Source organism: Ideonella aquatica, assembly GCF_018069755.1.
GTDB classification, from domain to species: Bacteria; Pseudomonadota; Gammaproteobacteria; order Burkholderiales; family Burkholderiaceae_C; genus Ideonella; species Ideonella aquatica.
Genome location: NZ_JAGQDE010000008.1, coordinates 56,854 through 73,318, shown reverse-complemented (window position 1 = coordinate 73,318; position 16,465 = coordinate 56,854). Strand labels below are relative to the sequence as shown.

Genomic DNA, 16,465 nt, shown 5'->3' with positions numbered 1-16,465 from the left:
GCGCGGCATGGGGATAGGGTCCAGAATAGCATGGGCACCCCTGCGCCAGACTGACGGCCGGGGTGCATCCCGACCGTGCTTACCCTGGGAACAGGCGGCGCACGCGTTCCAGGTCCTCGGGCGTATCGACGCCGGCCGCGGGAGCCTCGAGGGCCTCGTGGACGATGATGGACTCGCCATGCCACATCAGGCGCAGTTGCTCCAGCGACTCGACCTGCTCCAGCGGCGCCGGACTCAGCGTGGGAAAGCGCCGCAGCGTGGCCGCCCGGTAGGCGTACAGGCCGATGTGGCGCCAGGCGGGCACCGGCGGCAGCGCTGCGGCGCCGGTGCGGGAGCCGTCACGCCACCAGGGAATCGGCGCCCGGCTGAAGTACAGCGCACGGCGGCGCTGGTCGCAGACCACCTTGACGACATTCGGGTTGGCGAAGTCGGCCACGCTGTGGATCGGATGCGCGGCAGTGGCCACGGCGCAATCGGGGTGGGCGGTCAGCAGGTCGGCACAGGCGCGCACCAGCACCGGATCGATCAGCGGCTCGTCGCCCTGGACGTTGACCACCACATCATCACCCGCCAGGCCCAGGGCCACGCAGGCCTCGGCCAGGCGGTCACTGCCGCTGGGGTGATCGGCGCGGGTCATCAGCGCCGACACGCCGTGCGCCTGGCAGGCCTCGACGATACGGGCATCGTCGGCGGCCACCACCACTTGTCGCGCACCGATGCCGCTGACCCGCTGCGCCACCCGCACCACCATCGGCAGGCCGCCGATGTCGGCCAGCGGTTTGTCCGGCAGCCGGCTGGAGGCCATGCGGGCCGGAATCAGGACCGAGAAGCTCAAGCGTCTTCCTCGGCCGGCAGCGCACGCGCCTCATTGGCCAGCATCACCGGGATGCCATCACGGATCGGGAAGGCCAGGCGGTCGGCCGCACAGACCAGCTCGGTGGGCCGGTTCTGCTCATCGCGGCGCAGGCGCAGCGAACTCTTGCACAGGGGGCAGACCAGCAGGTCCAGCAATCGGTGGTCGACACTCATCGGGCAGGCTTGTGGGGGTGGCAGGCATGGAGGGCCTGGTCGATCTCGTCGACCAGGGCCCGCGGCAACTGGAAGTCTAGCGCCACCACCCAGACGTTCTGGCCTGGCGGCACCCGCGCAGAGGGCAGCTTGATCGCGTCCTTCTCGGTCAGCAGCACCACCGGCTCGCTGGCCGGCCAGGGCAAGGGATCGAGCGGCGCATGATCCGGCAGCGGCAGGCAGCGGCAGTCCAGGCCCTGCTGGCGCAGCATCGCAAAGAAGCGCTCGGGCTCGGCCAGCCCGGCCACGGCCAGCGGCGAGGGGGCCGCGGTCAGGGCCTGCCAGGCGCCAGGGTCGGGCGGCTGGCCCGCCCACCAATCCGCCAGCGGCACCGGGCCCGCGAGGCGGCGCAGCGCCAGGTGGCCTGGCCAGGGCGTGCTGGGCTGGTCAGCGTTGTAGAGCACGCTGCTGCGGACGGGCACGCCAGGCGTCCAGGGCTCACGCAGCGGTCCGGCCGGCAGGGTCAGGCCGTTGCCGATGCCACGCTGGTCGAACACGATCAACTGCCAGTCGCGCGCCAGGCGGGCGTGCTGCAGGCCGTCGTCGGCCAGCAGCAGGTTCACCTCGGGGTGCGCGCCCAGCAGTGTGCGCGCGGCGTCGGTGCGCTCGGCACCCACCACGCCGGGCACGCCGGTGCGACGGTGGATCAGCAGCGGCTCATCGCCCACCTGGTCGGCGCTGGCCTGCGGGCCCAGCAGGCGCAGCCGGGTCTCGCGCCGGCCATGCCCGCGCGAGACCAGGCCGGGCCGCCAGCCGCGCTCGCGCAGCGCCTGGAGCAGGGCGATCGTGGTGGGTGTCTTGCCGGCGCCACCCACAATCAGGTTGCCCACCACCAGCACCGGCACCGGCAGCTGCCGCGCGCGCGTCCGGTCCCGCCAGCGCAGCAGCATGGCCAGGCGCTGCAGGCTCCAGGACAGGGGCCACAGCAGCCAGGCCAGGGCGCCGGGCCGCGGCTGCCACCACTGGCGCTCCAGGGCGTCGCCAAGGCGGCTCACTGATCGCTGGCGTGGCTGCCGTTCTGCGCCGCGAAGGTGATGCGCGACAGGCCGGCGCGCCGGGCCGCATCCAGCACATTGATCACGGCCTGGTGGGCGGCGGCGGCATCGGCCGAGATGATCAGGAAAGGATCCTTGCGCTGGCTGGCGGCTTCGCGCAGCGCGGCGCCCAGCACGTCGACGCTGCGGCCCTCGACCAGTTGGCCATCCAGCGCATAGCGACCGTCGGCCGTGACGCTGACGATGATCTCGGCCGGGCGCTCGCGCGTGGCGTCGGCATCGGCCACCGGCAAGGTCACCTGCAGTTCAGTGAACTTGGAATACGTGGTCGACAGCATCAGGAAGATCAGGATCACCAGCAGCACGTCGATGAACGGGATCAGGTTGATCTCCGGTTCCTCGCTGGTGGGGCGGCGGAAGTTCATGGCGGCCTCAGAACTGCCGCACCGGCAGTCGGCGCAGGTGGTGAAGCAGACGCTCGGCGCCTTGCTCCATCTCGTGCAGCGACTCATTCACGCGCCCACGGAAGAAACGGTGCGCGATCAGCGAGGGAATGGCCACCATCAGGCCGAAGGCGGTGTTGTACAGCGCCACCGAGATGCCATGCGCCAGCTGCGCCGGGTTGCTGCCGCTGCCACCTTGCGAGCCGAAGATCTCGATCATGCCGATCACCGTGCCCAGCAGGCCCAGCAGCGGCGCGGCGGAGGCAATGGTGGCCAGCGCGTTGAGGTAGCGCTCAAGCTGGTGTGCGGCGGCGCGGCCGGCGCTCTCGAAGGCCTCGCGGATCTGCTCCTCGGGGCAGCGCGGATCCAGCGCCACCACCTTGACACCTGCGGCCAGCACCGAGCCCAGCAGCGAGTTGTCGGCCAGCTTGGACAGCATGTCGGCGGTGGGCATGGACTGGCGGGTGACGCCGATCACCTCGTCCACCAGGCCATCGGGCGCGATGCGGGCACGGCGCAGCGCCGACAGGCGCTCGAACACCAGTGCCAGCGCGGCCACGGAACACAGGATCAATGGCCAGATCGGCCAGCCGGCGGCTTGTATGATCGACAGCATGCGGTCCCTGACACGGTCCTTTTCAATGAACGCGCGATTATGGACCGAAGGCCGCGTGCCTCGGCGCGGCGTGGCATGACGATGCTTGAACCCGTGTCGCGGGCGTGGAGTGTCGGCGCGCTGCTGCTGGCGGTGGGCGATGCGCTGTCGGCACGCTTTGCCTCGGTCAGCGTGCGCGGCGAGCTCAGCGGCTTCACCCGTGCCGGCAGCGGCCATTGCTACTTCACCCTCAAGGACGGCAGCGGCGCCGGCGCCACACTGCGCTGCGCGATGTTCCGGCGCGCGGCCTCGCTGTTGGCGTTCGCGCCGCGTGATGGCCAGCAGGTCGAGCTGCGCGGCCGCCTGGCGGTGTACGAAGCCCGCGGTGAGCTGCAGATGGTGGTCGAGGCCATGTCGGTGGTCGGCGCCGGGTCGCTGTACGAGGAATTCCTGCGCCTGAAGGCCCGGCTGGAGGCGCTGGGCCTGTTCGATGCCGCGCGCAAGCGGGCGCTGCCCGCGTTGCCGCGCTGTGTGGCTCTGGTGACGTCGGCCTCGGGGGCGGCGTTGCACGACGTGGTCACCACGCTGGCCCGGCGCGCGCCCTATGTGCAGGTGCATCTGGTGCCCAGCCTGGTGCAAGGCGCCGAGGCGCCTGCGGCGCTGGTGCGCGCGCTGGCCACAGCCGCCGCCGATCCCCAGGCCGAGGCCATCCTGCTGTGCCGCGGCGGCGGCTCGCTCGAGGACCTGTGGGCCTTCAATGATGAGCGGGTGGTGCGGGCGATCGCCGCCTCGCCGCTGCCGGTCGTGTGCGGCGTGGGCCATGAGAGCGACATCACGCTGGCCGACCTGGCGGCCGACCACCGCGCGGCCACGCCCACCGCGGCAGCCGAGCAGATCGCTGCGGCCCTGGACGAACTGCTGGTCAGCCTGGACACCCGGGCGCGCCTGCTGCGGCGGCAGGTACTGCGTGAGCTGGATCGCCACAGCCAGCGCCTGGACCTGCTGGGCCTGCGGCTGCGACGTCCGGCCCAGTCGATCGGCCTGCAGCGCCTGGCGCTGCAGCGGCAGGGCGAGCGTCTGCAGGCGGCGCTGCGCGAGGCTGGGCGCCAGAACGCTGAGCTGCTGCAGGTGCGCGGGCAGCGCCTGCAGCGCACGGCGCAGCAGGGTGTCGCGGTGCGCCGAGCGCGCCTGGCCGAGCTGAGCGCGCAACTCGGCGCGCTGGACCCGCGCCGCGTGCTGGAGCGCGGCTATGCCTGGATCACCGATGCCGACGGCCAGCCGGTGCTGCGCGCCCAGGGCCTGCAACCCGGCCAGGCGCTGACGGCGGTGTGGGCCGATGGCGAGGCGGGGATGACGGTGACGCATCCTCCTGGTGCACCGCGTTGAGCGCTTGACCCCATGGCGGCCCGGGCCTCAGGGGCTGCCTACAATCAAGTGGTTAGCCCCCTGATCCCGCCGGGACACCCGGTCGGCAGGACGCCCACCCCCATCAAGGAGATTCCATGACGACCCACACGCTGCCCGCGCTGCCCTTCGGCCTCGATGACCTGGCTCCGCACATGAGCCGCGAGACGCTGGAGTACCACCATGGCAAGCACCACAACGCCTACGTCACCAACCTGAACAACCTGATCCCGGGCACCGAGTTCGAGAACGCCAGCCTCGAAGACATCGTCAAGAAGTCCTCGGCCGGCATCTACAACAACGCGGCCCAGATCTGGAACCACACCTTCTTCTGGAACTGCCTGAAGAAGGACGGCGGTGGTGAGCCCTCGGGTGCGCTGGCCGCGGCGATCAACGCCAAGTGGGGCTCCTACGCCGCCTTCAAGGAAGCCTTCACCAAGAGCGCGGTGGGCAACTTCGGCTCAGGCTGGACCTGGCTGGTCAAGAAGGCCGACGGCACGGTGGACATCGTCAACATGGGCGCCGCCGGCACCCCGCTGACCACCGGCGACAAGGCGCTGCTGACGATCGACGTGTGGGAACACGCCTACTACGTGGACTTCCGCAACCTGCGCCCGAAGTTCGTCGAGACCTTCCTGGCCTCGCTGGTCAACTGGTCGTTCGCCGAAGCCAACTTCGCCTGATCGGGCAGCTCGCCCCAAGGACAGGCCGGCCAGGTGCCGGCCTGTGTCGTTTCTGAGTGTTCAGGACGACTTGAACAGCGGCCCGCGCAGCCGGCTGCCGGCCTTGAAGCCCCGCTTGGCGAACCAGCCCTGGTTCATTTCCAGCACGAAACGCACGGGCTTCTTCGAGCAGTGCGAGTTCTCGGTCATCGGGGCCATGTCCTCGATGTTGACGATCGTGCCGTCCTCGTCGACGAAGGCGGTCGACAGCGGGATCAGCGTGTTGCGCATCCAGAAGCACTGGGTGGCCGGTTGCTCGAAGACGAAAATCATGCCCTCATGGGCCGGCATCTCGCGCCTGTGCATCAGACCGGTGGCGCGCTGGTCTTCGGTGCGGGCGACCTGGGCGACGATGTTGTACATACCGGCGCCCAGATTGACGGTGGGCAACTGCTGCGCCTGTTGCGCCGATGCCGCAACCGACAGGCTGCCCAGGGCCAGGCAGGCCAGATGAATCAGGGTGGCGGGCTTTGGCTTGATCTTTGTCATGTCCAATACAGGTCGTGGCGCTAGATTATCGTGCGCCCGCGATTCGTCCGTCGTGCGCGCTTCTTCAGACGCCGCCATCCACGTTCCTTTGCCGTTGTGACCTTGCCTGCTGCCATCGCCGAGCCTGACCTGGGTTCCAACGCCGAACTGGACGTGCTGGATGACCCTGTCGAACAGCGGGCCTTCACGCGCATGGTGGAGCAGGGCGGTGGCGTGCGGGTGGCCGAGTCGGCTTTCCTGGTCTCGGGCATGTACTGCGCGGCCTGTGCCGGGACCATCGAATCCGCGCTGCAGCAGGTCGATGGCGTGCTCGATGCCCAGGTCAATGCCGCGGGTCACCGTGCCCAGGTGCGTTGGGACCCAACGCGCACCCGCCCGTCGGCGCTGGTGCGCGCAGTGCGTGGCGCGGGCTATGACGCTGTGCCGGATGCCGCCGCGCCTGCGCGTGAGCTGCGCCGACGCGAACGCCGCCAGGCGCTGTGGCGGCTGTTCGTGGCCAGTTTCTGCGCGATGCAGGTGATGATGTTCGCCACGCCCAGCTACGTGGCCAGCGGCAACCAGATTGAACCCGACCTGCGCCAATTGCTGAACTGGGGCTGCTGGCTGGTGTCGCTGCCGGTGCTGCTGTTCTCGGCCGGCCCGATGATGCGCAACGCCTGGCATGCGGTGCGCGCCCGGCGCATCAGCATGGACGTGCCGGTGGCCCTGGGCCTGCTGGTCACCTTCGTGGCCAGCTCAGGCGCCACCTTTGACCCCCACGGCGTGTTCGGGCACGAGGTCTACTTTGACTCGTTCACGATGTTCATCAGCTTCCTGCTGGGAGGCCGCTACCTGGAGATGAGCGCCCGCCACCGGGCGGCCGAGGCGCTGGAGCAGTCGCTGGCCGGCATGCCCGAGACCGCGCTGCGCCTGCGGGCGGATGGCGAGGTGGAGCGCATCAGCGTCCAGCGCCTGCAGCCGGGCGACCGCGTGCGCGTACCGCTGGGCGCGGCCTTCCCGGCCGATGGTCGCCTGGAGGTGGGCACCACGCAGGCCGACGAGTCGCTGCTCAGCGGCGAGTCGGTGCCGGTGTTGCACCAGCCCGGGGACGAGCTGGTCGGCGGCAGCCTGAATCTGGGCGGACCGGTGGTGATGCGGGTCGAGCGCGTTGGTGCCGACACCCGCTACCAGGCGATCGTCACGATGATGCGCGACGCCCTGAGCCAGCGCCCGGCGCTGGCGCGTTGGGCCGATGCCTGGGCCGGCCCCTTCCTTTGGGCGGTGCTGCTGCTGGCCTTCGGCGCGGCGGCGGTCTGGAGCGTTGTCGATCCCGACCGCGCGCTGTGGGTGATGGTGTCCGTGCTGATCGTCACCTGCCCCTGCGCGCTGTCGCTGGCCGCACCCTCGGCGCTGGTGGCGGCCACCGGTGCACTGGCTCGGCGTGGCGTGATGGTGCAGCGCCTGGACGCCCTGGAGGCGCTGGCACGCATCGACCGCCTGTTCATGGACAAGACCGGCACGCTGACCGAAGACCGCCCGCAGTGGGCCGTCACCGAGCGCGTGGCTGGCACCGAACCAGCGCTGCAGGCCGAGCAGGCAGCGTTGGCGCTGGCCCGCTGGTCCTCGCATCCGCTGGCGCAGGCGCTGGCCAGCGACCCGCGCGCCGTGGGTCAGGCTCAGGCCTTTGCTTGGGCCGAGGTGCGCGAGGAGGCCGGGCAGGGACTGCAGGCCACCGATCCAGCCGGTCGCGTCTGGCGTTTGGGCTCACGCGCCTGGGTGCGGGCCGAACCCGGGCTGGCGGCCCAGGGTCAGGAGGTCTGCTTTGGTCCCGTGGGGCAGGTGCAGTGGCGCTTCGGCTTTGAGGAACGCCTTCGTCCCGACGCCCGGCAGGCGGTGCAGGCCCTGCAGGCCGGCGGCGTCCAGGTGGCCCTGCTGTCGGGGGATGACCCGCTGCGGGTGCAGGCCGTTGGCGCTGCGCTGGGGCTGGATCTGGCCCAGGGCGGCGCCACCCCCGAAGACAAGCTGGCCGTGGTGGCCCGAACCCAGGCGAGCGGGCAGGTGTGCGGCATGGTGGGCGACGGCGTCAACGACGCGCCGGTGCTGGCGCGCGCCGACGTGTCCTTTGCGATGGGCCATGGCGCGCTGGTCTCGCGCGTACACGCCGATGCCGTGGTCAGCTCCAACCGCCTGTCCGATCTGGTCATGGCGCGCCAACTGGCGCAGCGCGCCATCGGTATCGTGCGGCAGAACCTGATCTGGGCCGCCGTCTACAACGCCGCCTGCATCCCGTTGGCGCTGGCCGGCTATCTGCCGCCCTGGGCCGCAGGCCTGGGCATGGCGCTCAGCTCGCTGCTGGTGGTGGGCAATTCTTTGCGGCTGGCCCGCTGAAAAGAGCTGCAATGGAAGTGATGTGGTTGCTGATTCCGCTGTCCGCCGTGCTGGTGCTGGGGATCATCGGCGTCTTCGCCTGGGCACTGCACCGGGGTCAATTTGACGATCTGGAGCGCGAGGGTGAGCGGATCCTGCAACAGGAGGTCACCCCGGTTGATGCCGATCAAGCGGCCGCAAGGCCGCTTACAAAACAATCCTGATCCTAGGGTTACCTGAGTCCCTTTGAGTCTCAAGAAGAAGGAGGCCTTCAATGGCAAATAGTTCCGCACCGGGGCAACCGGTCTATGAAGACGGAGTCGTCCGATGGTTTGCTGTCCTTTCCGTCGTGTACGGCATCGTCGGCATGCTGGTTGGCGTCATCGTCGCGTCCCAGCTCGCCTGGCCTGAGTTGATCAACGGCATCCCGTGGCTCAGCTACGGGCGCCTGCGACCGCTGCACACCAATGCAGTGATCTTCGCCTTCGGTGGCTCGGTGCTTTTTGCCACCAGCTACCACGTGGTCCAGCGCACCTGCCAGACCCGCCTGTTCGCGCCGGGCCTGGCCTGGTTCACCTTCCTGGGCTGGAACCTGACCATCGTGCTCGCGGTGATCACGCTGCCGCTGGGCATCACCACCGGCAAGGAGTACGCCGAGCTGGAGTGGCCGATCGACATCTTGATCACGGTCACCTGGGTCGCGTATGCCGTGGTGTTCTTCGGCACGGTGGGTATCCGCAAGGTGCGCCACATCTACGTGGCGAACTGGTTCTTCGGCGCCTTCATCATCGCCGTGGCCCTGCTGCACATCGTCAACAGCGCTGAAATCCCGGTCACGCTCACCAAGAGCTACTCGGCCTACGCCGGTGTCCAGGACGCGATGGTGCAATGGTGGTACGGCCACAATGCCGTGGGCTTCTTCCTGACCGCCGCCTTCCTGGGCATGATGTACTACTACATCCCCAAGCAGGCCGAGCGTCCGGTGTACTCGTATCGCCTGTCGATCGTGCACTTCTGGGCCCTGATCTTCACGTACATGTGGGCGGGCCCCCACCACCTGCACTACACCGCGCTGCCGGACTGGACCCAGTCGATCGGCATGATCTTCTCGCTGATCCTGCTGGCACCGTCCTGGGGCGGCATGATCAACGGCATCATGACCCTGTCGGGCGCCTGGCACAAGCTGCGTGACGACCCGATCCTGAAGTTCCTGATCGTCTCGCTGTCGTTCTATGGCATGTCGACCTTCGAAGGTCCGATGATGTCGATCAAGACCGTCAACGCGCTGTCGCACTACACGGACTGGACTGTCGGCCACGTGCACTCGGGTGCCCTGGGCTGGGTGGGTCTGGTGTCGATCGGCTGCCTGTACCACCTGATCCCGCGCATGTTCGGCCGCAAGGCGATGTTCAGCACCAAGGCGATCGAGCTGCACTTCTGGATCGCCACCATCGGCATCGTGCTCTACATCGCTGCGATGTGGATTGCCGGTGTGATGCAGGGTCTGATGTGGCGCGCGGTCAACCCCGATGGCACGCTGGTCTACAGCTTTGTCGAGAGCGTCAAGGCGACCTATCCGTTCTACGTGATGCGCGTCCTGGGCGGCCTGCTGTACCTGAGCGGCATGGTCATCATGCTCTGGAACGTCGTCATGACGATCGCCAACGGCAAGGCCGTTGCGGTGCCGGTGCCTGCCGCCGCTGCCCACGCCTGAGCCCGAGAGAAGGAGAAACAACATGGCTAGTCACAAGCCGACGGGTCACGAGAAGATCGAGACCAGCAACTTCCTGATGATCGTGCTGATCCTGGTCACCGTCGCATTCGGTGGCCTGGTGGAAATCGTGCCGCTGTTCTTCCAGCGCTCGACGACCCAGCCGGTCGAGGGCCTCAAGCCCTACACCGCGCTGCAACTGGCCGGTCGGGACGTCTACATCCGCGAGGGCTGCTACAACTGCCACTCGCAGATGGTGCGCCCCTTCCGTGCCGAGACGCTGCGCTATGGCCCCTATTCGGTGGCCGGCGAGTTCGTCTACGACCACCCGTTCCAGTGGGGCTCCAAGCGCACCGGTCCGGACCTGCACCGCGTGGGCGGCCGCTACTCTGACGAGTGGCACCGTGTTCACCTGAACAACCCGCGTGATGTGGTGCCCGAGTCGAACATGCCGTCCTACCCCTGGCTGGCCAAGACGACGCTGAATCCGGCGGAACTGGCCCCCAAGATGAAGGCCCTGCGCATGGTCGGCGTCCCGTACACGGACGACGAGATCGCCAAGGCCGCCGACGAGGTCAAGGACAAGACCGAGATCGACGCCGTCATCGCCTACCTGCAGGTGCTGGGCACCGCTCGCAAGTAATCACCGGAGCGACTGATGGAATTCGACATCAACGTCTACCGCAGCGCCATCACGGTGTTGGCCATGGTGTTGTTCATCGCACTGATGGTCTGGACCTGGCAGCGCAAGCGTCAGTCTGCGTTCGACGAGGCGGCCCAGTTGCCTTTCCTCGAACCCGATGTCGCAGACCCGTCCTCTGAACGGCAATGACGTGCGCGGCGGCCGCTTGCGGCCGCCGACACCAAGGAGAAAGTAATGAGTGATTTTGTGAGTTCGTTTTGGTCGCTCTATGTGGTGGCCATCGTCGCGGGCGGCCTGGTGTTCTGCCTGGCCGTGCTGATCGGCGCGAGCAAGCACCGCCCGATGGCCGACGACAACAGCACCGGTCACACCTGGGACGGTGATCTGCGTGAGCTGAACAACCCGCTGCCGCGCTGGTGGATGGGCCTGTTCCTGATCACGGTGGTCTTCGCCATCGCCTACCTGGCCCTGTACCCGGGCTTCGGTGCGGCCGAAGGTGGCCTGAAGTGGTCGTCGGCTGGTCAGCTGCAGGCTGAGCAGGCCAAGGCGGCCGAGGCGATGAAGGCGGTCTATGCCGAGTTCAACGGTCAGGCGCCTGAAGCCCTGGCCAAGAACCCGAAGGCCATGGCCATCGGCGAGCGTCTGTTCGTCAACAACTGTGCGCAGTGCCATGGCTCCGATGCGCGCGGCAGCAAGTCCTTCCCCAACCTGGCTGACAACGATTGGCTGGGTGGTGACGGCAGCCCCGCTTACATCGAGAAGACCATCGTTGAAGGTCGTCAGGGCGTGATGCCCCCGATGGCCGCGGCGGTCGGTACGCCTGAGGACGTCAAGGCGGTGGCGAACTATGTCCTGAGCCTGTCGGGCGGTGCGCACAACTCGGTCGCAGCCCAGGTGGGCAAGGCCAAGTTTGCGGCCTGCGCAGCGTGCCACGGCCCCGAAGGCAAGGGCACCCAGGCCCTGGGCGCTCCAAACCTGACCGACAAGATCTGGCTGCACGGCTGGGGCGAAGCCCAGGTGATCTCGATGATCAACAATGGCAAGACCAACGTGATGCCCGCCCAGGGGGCGCGCTTCACGCCGGATCAGCTGAAGGTTCTGACCGCCTACGTCTGGAATTTGTCCCAGAGCACGAGCGTGGCTGCTCAGTGAGTTAAATTGGCGGCATGAGCGATACCCCTACCCCTATCAAAGCCAGCAACGTCAACCCCCAGTCTGCGTCGGCGCCTGATGGCGATTCGGTCGAGGCGGTGGTATCGCTCTACCAGAAGACCAAGAAGATCTACCCACGGGCCGTCAGCGGCCTGTTCATCAAATGGCGCTGGGCGCTCGTGTGGGCGACCCAGCTCCTTTTTTATCTGCTGCCCTGGGCGCAGTGGAACAACCGCCAGGCCGTCCTCTTCGACCTGGTGTCACGGCGCTTTTACATTGGCGGGCTGGTCCTCTATCCGCAGGACCTGATCTACCTGTCGGCGCTGCTGATGATCTCGGCCTACGCGCTGTTCCTGTTCACTGCGGTGGCAGGGCGGCTGTGGTGCGGCTACGCCTGCCCGCAGACGGTGTACACCGAGATCTACATGTGGTTCGAGCGCAAGATCGAGGGCGATCGCGCGCAACGCATGAAGCTCGACGAGGCCGCCTGGACGTTTGACAAGACCTGGCGCAAGGCTGCCAAGCAGGTGGTCTGGATCCTCTTCGGTCTGTGGACCGGCTTCACCTTCGTCGGCTACTTCACCCCCATCCGCACGCTGGCTGCCGAGGCCATGACGCTGGGCTTTGGTCCCTGGGAGTGGTTCTGGGTGCTGTTCTACGGCTTCGCCACCTACGGCAATGCCGGCTACATGCGCGAGCAGGTCTGCAAGTACATGTGCCCGTACGCGCGCTTCCAGAGCGCGATGTTCGACAAGGACACGCTGATCATCAGCTACGACACCGAGCGGGGCGAGCCGCGCGGCGCGCGTTCAAAGAAAGTGGATGCAAAGCAGGCAGGGCTGGGCTCCTGCGTCGATTGTGGGCTGTGCGTCCAGGTGTGCCCCACCGGCATCGACATCCGAAACGGTCTGCAGTACGAGTGCATCGGCTGTGCTGCCTGCATCGATGTGTGCGACGGCATCATGGACAAGTTCGGCTACCAGCGCGGTCTGGTCCGCTATGTGACGCAGAACGGCCTGCGTGAGCACCTGAACTTCAGCCAGATGATGCGGCGTATCTTCCGACCGCGGGTGCTGGTCTACACCGGCATCATGCTGCTGATCCTGGTGGCCTTCGGCATCAGCCTGGCGCTGCGCGAGCCGTTCCGGGTTGACGTGGTGCGTGACCGCGCCTCGCTGGCTCGCATCGTCGAGGACGGCAAGGTCGAGAATGTCTACCGCCTGCAGGTGATGAATGCGGCCGAGAAGCCCCAGACTTACCGCATCGGTGTGTCCGGCCTGGACCAGATCGTGGTCACCGGCCAGACCGAGGTGGACGTCGGCCCGGCCGAGGCACGCTGGATCACCCTGAGCGCGCAGGTCCCGTTCGAATCCGCGCAGCAGGCGGGCGCCGGTGCGCATACCATCCAGTTCTCGATCGAGCGCGTGGCCCATGACGATGTCGCGGCCACCACGCTGCACGAAAAGTCCACTTTCCTGGTGCCGCGATGACGGCAGCACGCATGAGCAACACGACTCCGCCCGCCGAAGGCCGCCCCGAGCCCCAGATGCCCTGGTGGCGCTACCGCATGCTCTGGCTGGTCGTTGGCGGACCGCTGGTGGTGGTGGTGGCCAGCCTGAGCACGGCCTACGTGGCCATCAAGGGCCAGGATCCCGTGCTGATCAAGGATGAGACGGCGGACACGCAGCGCGGCAAGACCGAGCCCGATGCGCTGACCCCGGCGATGCAGGCCCGCAACCATGCGGCCACGCCAGAGAAGCAGCCCTGACAGCCCGCACAGGCCAGATCCCCACCAACAACAACGGCGCCCGAGGGCGCCGTTGTTGTTGGTGGGGCAGGGGAGGCTCAGCTGGGTGTGCCGTTGACCAGCTGCTGCAGACCAGCCTGGTCGATGATGCGGATCTGACGCTGCTTCACTTCCAGCAGCCCTTCATCCTGGAACTTCGAGAAGGTCCGGCTGACGGTTTCGAGCTTCAGGCCCAGGTAGCTGCCGATCTCTTCGCGCGTCATGCGCAGGATCAGCGACGAGGCCGAGAACCCGCGCGCCTGCAGGCGCTGGGTCAGGTTCAGCAGGAAGGCCGCCAAGCGCTCCTCGGCGCGCATGCTGCCCAGCAGCAGCATCACGCCGTGGTCACGCACGATCTCGCGGCTCATGATCTTGTGGAACTGATGCTGCAGGTCGGTGAACTCGCGCGACAGGTCTTCGAGCTGCGAGTAGGGAATCACGCAGACCTGCGAGTCCTCCAGCGCCACGGCGTCACAGGTGTGGCGGTCGGCACTGATGCCATCCAGGCCCAGCAGTTCGCCCGCCATTTGAAAGCCCGTGACCTGGTCGCGGCCGTCTTCAGAGGACACGCAGGTCTTGAAGAATCCGGTCCGCACCGCGTACAAGGACTGGAAGGGATCGCCCGAACGGAACAGCGTGTCGCCGCGGCCCACCGTGCGCCGGGTGGCGACCAGGGCGTCGAGACGCTCCAGGTCGGGCCGACCCAGACCGACGGGCAGACACAACTCGCGCAAATTGCAGCTGGAGCAGGCGACCTTGAAGGTGTCGCACCGCACCCGGGAGGTGGTATCGCTCATCCCGTGCATTATCACCCGCGGCCCGGCCGCGTCCTGAGCAACGTCATCCGACGAATCGCGTGTCCTGAACATGATGCCCCTCGTTGAGTGCGGGTATTCTTGTGGTGTGGACGACGATGCGGCTTGAGGCAGGTCAAGCCTGAGGCGTGCCAGTTTGGCACCATGCCGGCATGTCACAAGCCACGAAAGCCGCCGACTCCCTGCTGCCGGTGGATCTGCTCCAGCGGTTCGACGTGCCGGGCCCGCGCTACACCTCGTACCCGACCGCCGACCGCTTCGTCGAGGCCTTCACCGGCGAGGACTACCGGCGCGCGCTTCAGCAGCGCGCCGACGGCGCCCAGGTCGGCGGCAAGAAGCCGCTGTCCGTCTATGTGCACATCCCGTTTTGCGAATCGGTGTGCTACTACTGCGCCTGCAACAAGATCATCACCAAGCACCACGAACGCGGTGCCGAGTACCTCGAAGTGCTGGAGGCCGAGATCGCGCTGCACCAACAGGTGCTGGGCGAGTCGGTGAACGTCTCGCAGATGCACTTCGGAGGCGGCTCGCCCACGTTCCTCAGCGACGCCGAGCTGGCGAGGCTGATGGCGGCGCTGCAACGCACCTTCAAGCTGGCGCCGGACGCCGAGGTCTCGATCGAGGTGGATCCACGCACCGCCGACCGTTCCCGCCTGGCGCATCTGCGGGCCATCGGCTTCAACCGCATCAGCTTTGGCGTGCAGGACTTCGACCCCGATGTGCAGAAGGCGGTGCACCGCGTTCAGTCGCTTGAGATGGTGACTGAGCTGATGCGCGCCGCGCGCGAGCTGGGCTTCGAGTCGATCAACGCCGACCTGATCTACGGCCTGCCCAAGCAGACGCCGGAGTCCTTCACCCGCACCATCCGCCAGATGAGCGAGCTGCGGCCCGACCGCATCGCGCTGTATTCGTATGCGCACCTGCCGGCGCGCTTCAAGCCGCAGCGCCGCATCGATGCCAGCCAACTGCCGCCGCCGCAGCACCGCATCGACATGCTGTCGTCGGCCATCGCCGGCTTCATGGGCCATGGCTACAGCTACATCGGCATGGACCACTTTGCCCTGCACGACGACGCGCTGGCCCAGGCCAAGCGCCAGGGCCGCCTGCACCGCAACTTCCAGGGCTACAGCACGCAGCCCGACTGCGACCTGGTGGCGCTGGGCGTGTCGTCGATCGGCCGCATGGGCGCCACCTACAGCCAGAACGCCAAGACCATCCCCGAGTACTACGACGCCATCCGCCAGGGCCAGTTCGCCATCGTGCGCGGTCTGGCGCTGACGCGCGACGACCTGCTGCGCCGCGCCGTCATCATGGCGCTGATGTGCCAGGGGCGGCTGGAGTTCGAGTCGGTGGAGCTGGCGCACCTGGTCAAGGTACCCGAGTACTTCCGCCAGGAGCTTGAAGCGCTGCGGCCCTACGAGGAGATGGGGCTGGTGACGATGGAGCCGGGCGCGATCCAGGTCACCGCGCGCGGCTGGTTCTTCGTGCGGGCGATCGCCATGTCCTTCGACAAGTATCTGCAGGCCGACCGGACCCGCGAGCGTTTTTCGCGCATCATCTGAGGGTGGACCAGGCCCTGGTCCTGTCGGCCCTGTTGATGGGCCTGGCAGGCTCTCTTCATTGCATCGGCATGTGCGGCGTCGCCAGTGCGGCCGCGGTACGCGGCTGCGCGCCGACCCGGCCGCGGCTGGGACTGGGCTTCTTTCACCTCGGACGCCTGCTGGGCTACGCCGCCGCCGGTGCGGTGGCGGCCACCAGTGTGGCCTGGTTGGCCCAGCTGGGCCAGTGGAGCCCGGCGCTGCGTCCGATCTGGACCCTCGCCCACATGGCGGCGCTGGCCCTGGGCCTGTGGCTGCTGATCCATGGCCGCCCGCCCCAGTGGCTGGACCAGTTGGGGCGCAGCGGCGATCGCTCCCAGGTGCAGCCCGTGCGCTGGCACGGCCGCAGCGGCAGCGCGCTGCGGGCCTCGGGTGCTGGCCTGGTCTGGGTGGCCTGGCCCTGCGGGCTGTTGCAATCGGCACTGATGGTGGCCGCCCTGGCCAATTCGGCCCTGTCGGGCGCCGCCGTGATGGGGGCTTTCGCACTGGCGTCGGCACTGCCGCTGGGCCTGGCGCCGGCACTGTGGCAGCGTTTGGCGCAAGGCAACTCCGCCCGGGAAGGCCTGATCATCCGCTGGGCGGCCCGCTTGTCGGGGGCGGCTCTGGCGGGGGCGTCAGCCTGGGCCCTGGGTCACGACCTGTTTGTCCGCTTTGCGGCCTGGTGCATGAGCTGAGCGGGGCGGGCGCTCAGGCTCAGT

General features: G+C 67.9%; 19 protein-coding genes. 12 read left to right on the top strand and 7 right to left on the bottom strand.

Annotated features, from left to right (window positions below; genetic code table 11):
• Positions 1–79: 79 nt before the first annotated feature.
• The 5 genes from kdsB to KAK06_RS10890 are packed head-to-tail and all read right to left on the bottom strand — an operon-like array spanning position 80 to position 3,122.
• Positions 80–835 (bottom strand): 3-deoxy-manno-octulosonate cytidylyltransferase, encoded by a 756-nt coding sequence (gene kdsB, locus KAK06_RS10910; RefSeq protein ID WP_210802103.1) that lies wholly within the window; start codon positions 833–835, stop codon positions 80–82.
• Positions 832–1,029 carry a Trm112 family protein gene (locus tag KAK06_RS10905; RefSeq protein WP_210802102.1) on the bottom strand — a complete coding sequence of 66 codons (198 nt, stop codon included), beginning with the start codon at positions 1,027–1,029 and terminating at the stop codon, positions 832–834. Before KAK06_RS10905 ends, kdsB begins: the two co-directional genes overlap by 4 nt.
• Entirely contained in the window at positions 1,026–2,063 is a 1,038-nt protein-coding gene (gene lpxK / locus KAK06_RS10900) for a tetraacyldisaccharide 4'-kinase (RefSeq protein ID WP_210802101.1), read from the bottom strand. The genes KAK06_RS10905 and lpxK overlap by 4 nt, the downstream gene beginning before the upstream one ends.
• The gene (locus KAK06_RS10895; RefSeq protein ID WP_210802100.1) at positions 2,060–2,488 is read right to left on the bottom strand and encodes an ExbD/TolR family protein; all 429 of its coding nucleotides are present in this window, start codon (positions 2,486–2,488) and stop codon (positions 2,060–2,062) included. The genes lpxK and KAK06_RS10895 overlap by 4 nt, the downstream gene beginning before the upstream one ends.
• 7 nt (positions 2,489–2,495) lie before the next feature.
• The gene (locus KAK06_RS10890; RefSeq protein ID WP_210802099.1) at positions 2,496–3,122 is read right to left on the bottom strand and encodes a MotA/TolQ/ExbB proton channel family protein; all 627 of its coding nucleotides are present in this window, start codon (positions 3,120–3,122) and stop codon (positions 2,496–2,498) included.
• Positions 3,123–3,203: 81 nt separating this feature from the next.
• Between KAK06_RS10890 and xseA the strand changes: the two genes are divergently transcribed.
• Entirely contained in the window at positions 3,204–4,487 is a 1,284-nt protein-coding gene (gene xseA, locus KAK06_RS10885; RefSeq protein WP_210802236.1) for an exodeoxyribonuclease VII large subunit, read from the top strand.
• 116 nt (positions 4,488–4,603) lie between these two features.
• Positions 4,604–5,188: a superoxide dismutase gene (locus tag KAK06_RS10880; protein WP_210802098.1), complete on the top strand. Its 585-nt coding sequence runs from the start codon at positions 4,604–4,606 to the stop codon at positions 5,186–5,188.
• Between the two features lie 60 nt (positions 5,189–5,248).
• Here KAK06_RS10880 and KAK06_RS10875 read toward each other — a convergent pair whose 3' ends face one another.
• A complete protein-coding gene (locus KAK06_RS10875; protein WP_210802235.1) occupies positions 5,249–5,716 on the bottom strand; it encodes a DUF192 domain-containing protein in 468 nt (155 codons plus the stop codon).
• 96 nt (positions 5,717–5,812) lie between these two features.
• Here KAK06_RS10875 and KAK06_RS10870 point away from each other — a divergent pair, with 96 nt between their 5' ends.
• From KAK06_RS10870 to KAK06_RS10835, 8 genes are read left to right on the top strand one after another with little or no spacing between them, the layout of a single operon-like run.
• The gene (locus KAK06_RS10870) at positions 5,813–8,083 is read left to right on the top strand and encodes a heavy metal translocating P-type ATPase (RefSeq protein WP_310741068.1); all 2,271 of its coding nucleotides are present in this window, start codon (positions 5,813–5,815) and stop codon (positions 8,081–8,083) included.
• Positions 8,084–8,103: 20 nt separating this feature from the next.
• Positions 8,104–8,286: a cbb3-type cytochrome oxidase assembly protein CcoS gene (ccoS, locus tag KAK06_RS10865; protein WP_247652786.1), complete on the top strand. Its 183-nt coding sequence runs from the start codon at positions 8,104–8,106 to the stop codon at positions 8,284–8,286.
• Between the two features lie 50 nt (positions 8,287–8,336).
• Positions 8,337–9,776 carry a cytochrome-c oxidase, cbb3-type subunit I gene (ccoN, locus tag KAK06_RS10860; protein ID WP_210802096.1) on the top strand — a complete coding sequence of 480 codons (1,440 nt, stop codon included), beginning with the start codon at positions 8,337–8,339 and terminating at the stop codon, positions 9,774–9,776.
• Between the two features lie 22 nt (positions 9,777–9,798).
• Positions 9,799–10,416, top strand: coding sequence for a cytochrome-c oxidase, cbb3-type subunit II (gene ccoO, locus KAK06_RS10855; protein ID WP_210802095.1), 618 nt, complete (start codon positions 9,799–9,801; stop codon positions 10,414–10,416).
• A 15-nt stretch (positions 10,417–10,431) separates the two neighbouring features.
• Entirely contained in the window at positions 10,432–10,605 is a 174-nt protein-coding gene (locus KAK06_RS10850) for a cbb3-type cytochrome oxidase subunit 3 (protein WP_210802094.1), read from the top strand.
• Between the two features lie 45 nt (positions 10,606–10,650).
• Positions 10,651–11,568 (top strand): cytochrome-c oxidase, cbb3-type subunit III, encoded by a 918-nt coding sequence (ccoP, locus tag KAK06_RS10845; RefSeq protein WP_210802093.1) that lies wholly within the window; start codon positions 10,651–10,653, stop codon positions 11,566–11,568.
• A gap of 14 nt (positions 11,569–11,582) precedes the next feature.
• On the top strand, positions 11,583–13,058 hold the full coding sequence (gene ccoG / locus KAK06_RS10840; RefSeq protein ID WP_210802092.1) for a cytochrome c oxidase accessory protein CcoG: 1,476 nt from the start codon (positions 11,583–11,585) through the stop codon (positions 13,056–13,058).
• Between the two features lie 11 nt (positions 13,059–13,069).
• On the top strand, positions 13,070–13,336 hold the full coding sequence (locus tag KAK06_RS10835; protein ID WP_210802091.1) for a nitrogen fixation protein FixH: 267 nt from the start codon (positions 13,070–13,072) through the stop codon (positions 13,334–13,336).
• A gap of 77 nt (positions 13,337–13,413) precedes the next feature.
• On the opposite strand, the gene fnr is transcribed toward KAK06_RS10835, so the two are convergent.
• A complete protein-coding gene (fnr, locus tag KAK06_RS10830; RefSeq protein ID WP_210802090.1) occupies positions 13,414–14,151 on the bottom strand; it encodes a fumarate/nitrate reduction transcriptional regulator Fnr in 738 nt (245 codons plus the stop codon).
• A 170-nt stretch (positions 14,152–14,321) separates the two neighbouring features.
• Between fnr and hemN the strand changes: the two genes are divergently transcribed.
• Complete coding sequence (gene hemN, locus KAK06_RS10825) at positions 14,322–15,731, top strand: oxygen-independent coproporphyrinogen III oxidase (protein ID WP_210802089.1); 1,410 nt, start codon at positions 14,322–14,324, stop codon at positions 15,729–15,731.
• Positions 15,732–15,733: 2 nt separating this feature from the next.
• The gene (locus tag KAK06_RS10820) at positions 15,734–16,441 is read left to right on the top strand and encodes a sulfite exporter TauE/SafE family protein (RefSeq protein WP_210802088.1); all 708 of its coding nucleotides are present in this window, start codon (positions 15,734–15,736) and stop codon (positions 16,439–16,441) included.
• Positions 16,442–16,465: the final 24 nt, after the last annotated feature.

What these genes read in the sequence shown, in the direction of transcription:
- KAK06_RS10875 (WP_210802235.1), bottom strand. Translation starts at nt 5,716, where the DNA reads ATGACAAAGATCAAGCCAAAGCCCGCCACCCTGATTCATCTGGCCTGC.
- ccoO (WP_210802095.1), top strand. Translation starts at nt 9,799, where the DNA reads ATGGCTAGTCACAAGCCGACGGGTCACGAGAAGATCGAGACCAGCAAC.
- KAK06_RS10890 (WP_210802099.1), bottom strand. Translation starts at nt 3,122, where the DNA reads ATGCTGTCGATCATACAAGCCGCCGGCTGGCCGATCTGGCCATTGATC.
- ccoP (WP_210802093.1), top strand. Translation starts at nt 10,651, where the DNA reads ATGAGTGATTTTGTGAGTTCGTTTTGGTCGCTCTATGTGGTGGCCATC.
- hemN (WP_210802089.1), top strand. Translation starts at nt 14,322, where the DNA reads ATGTCACAAGCCACGAAAGCCGCCGACTCCCTGCTGCCGGTGGATCTG.
- KAK06_RS10880 (WP_210802098.1), top strand. Translation starts at nt 4,604, where the DNA reads ATGACGACCCACACGCTGCCCGCGCTGCCCTTCGGCCTCGATGACCTG.
- xseA (WP_210802236.1), top strand. Translation starts at nt 3,204, where the DNA reads ATGCTTGAACCCGTGTCGCGGGCGTGGAGTGTCGGCGCGCTGCTGCTG.
- ccoG (WP_210802092.1), top strand. Translation starts at nt 11,583, where the DNA reads ATGAGCGATACCCCTACCCCTATCAAAGCCAGCAACGTCAACCCCCAG.
- fnr (WP_210802090.1), bottom strand. Translation starts at nt 14,151, where the DNA reads ATGAGCGATACCACCTCCCGGGTGCGGTGCGACACCTTCAAGGTCGCC.
- KAK06_RS10905 (WP_210802102.1), bottom strand. Translation starts at nt 1,029, where the DNA reads ATGAGTGTCGACCACCGATTGCTGGACCTGCTGGTCTGCCCCCTGTGC.
- KAK06_RS10895 (WP_210802100.1), bottom strand. Translation starts at nt 2,488, where the DNA reads ATGAACTTCCGCCGCCCCACCAGCGAGGAACCGGAGATCAACCTGATC.
- ccoS (WP_247652786.1), top strand. Translation starts at nt 8,104, where the DNA reads ATGTGGTTGCTGATTCCGCTGTCCGCCGTGCTGGTGCTGGGGATCATC.
- ccoN (WP_210802096.1), top strand. Translation starts at nt 8,337, where the DNA reads ATGGCAAATAGTTCCGCACCGGGGCAACCGGTCTATGAAGACGGAGTC.
- KAK06_RS10835 (WP_210802091.1), top strand. Translation starts at nt 13,070, where the DNA reads ATGAGCAACACGACTCCGCCCGCCGAAGGCCGCCCCGAGCCCCAGATG.
- KAK06_RS10850 (WP_210802094.1), top strand. Translation starts at nt 10,432, where the DNA reads ATGGAATTCGACATCAACGTCTACCGCAGCGCCATCACGGTGTTGGCC.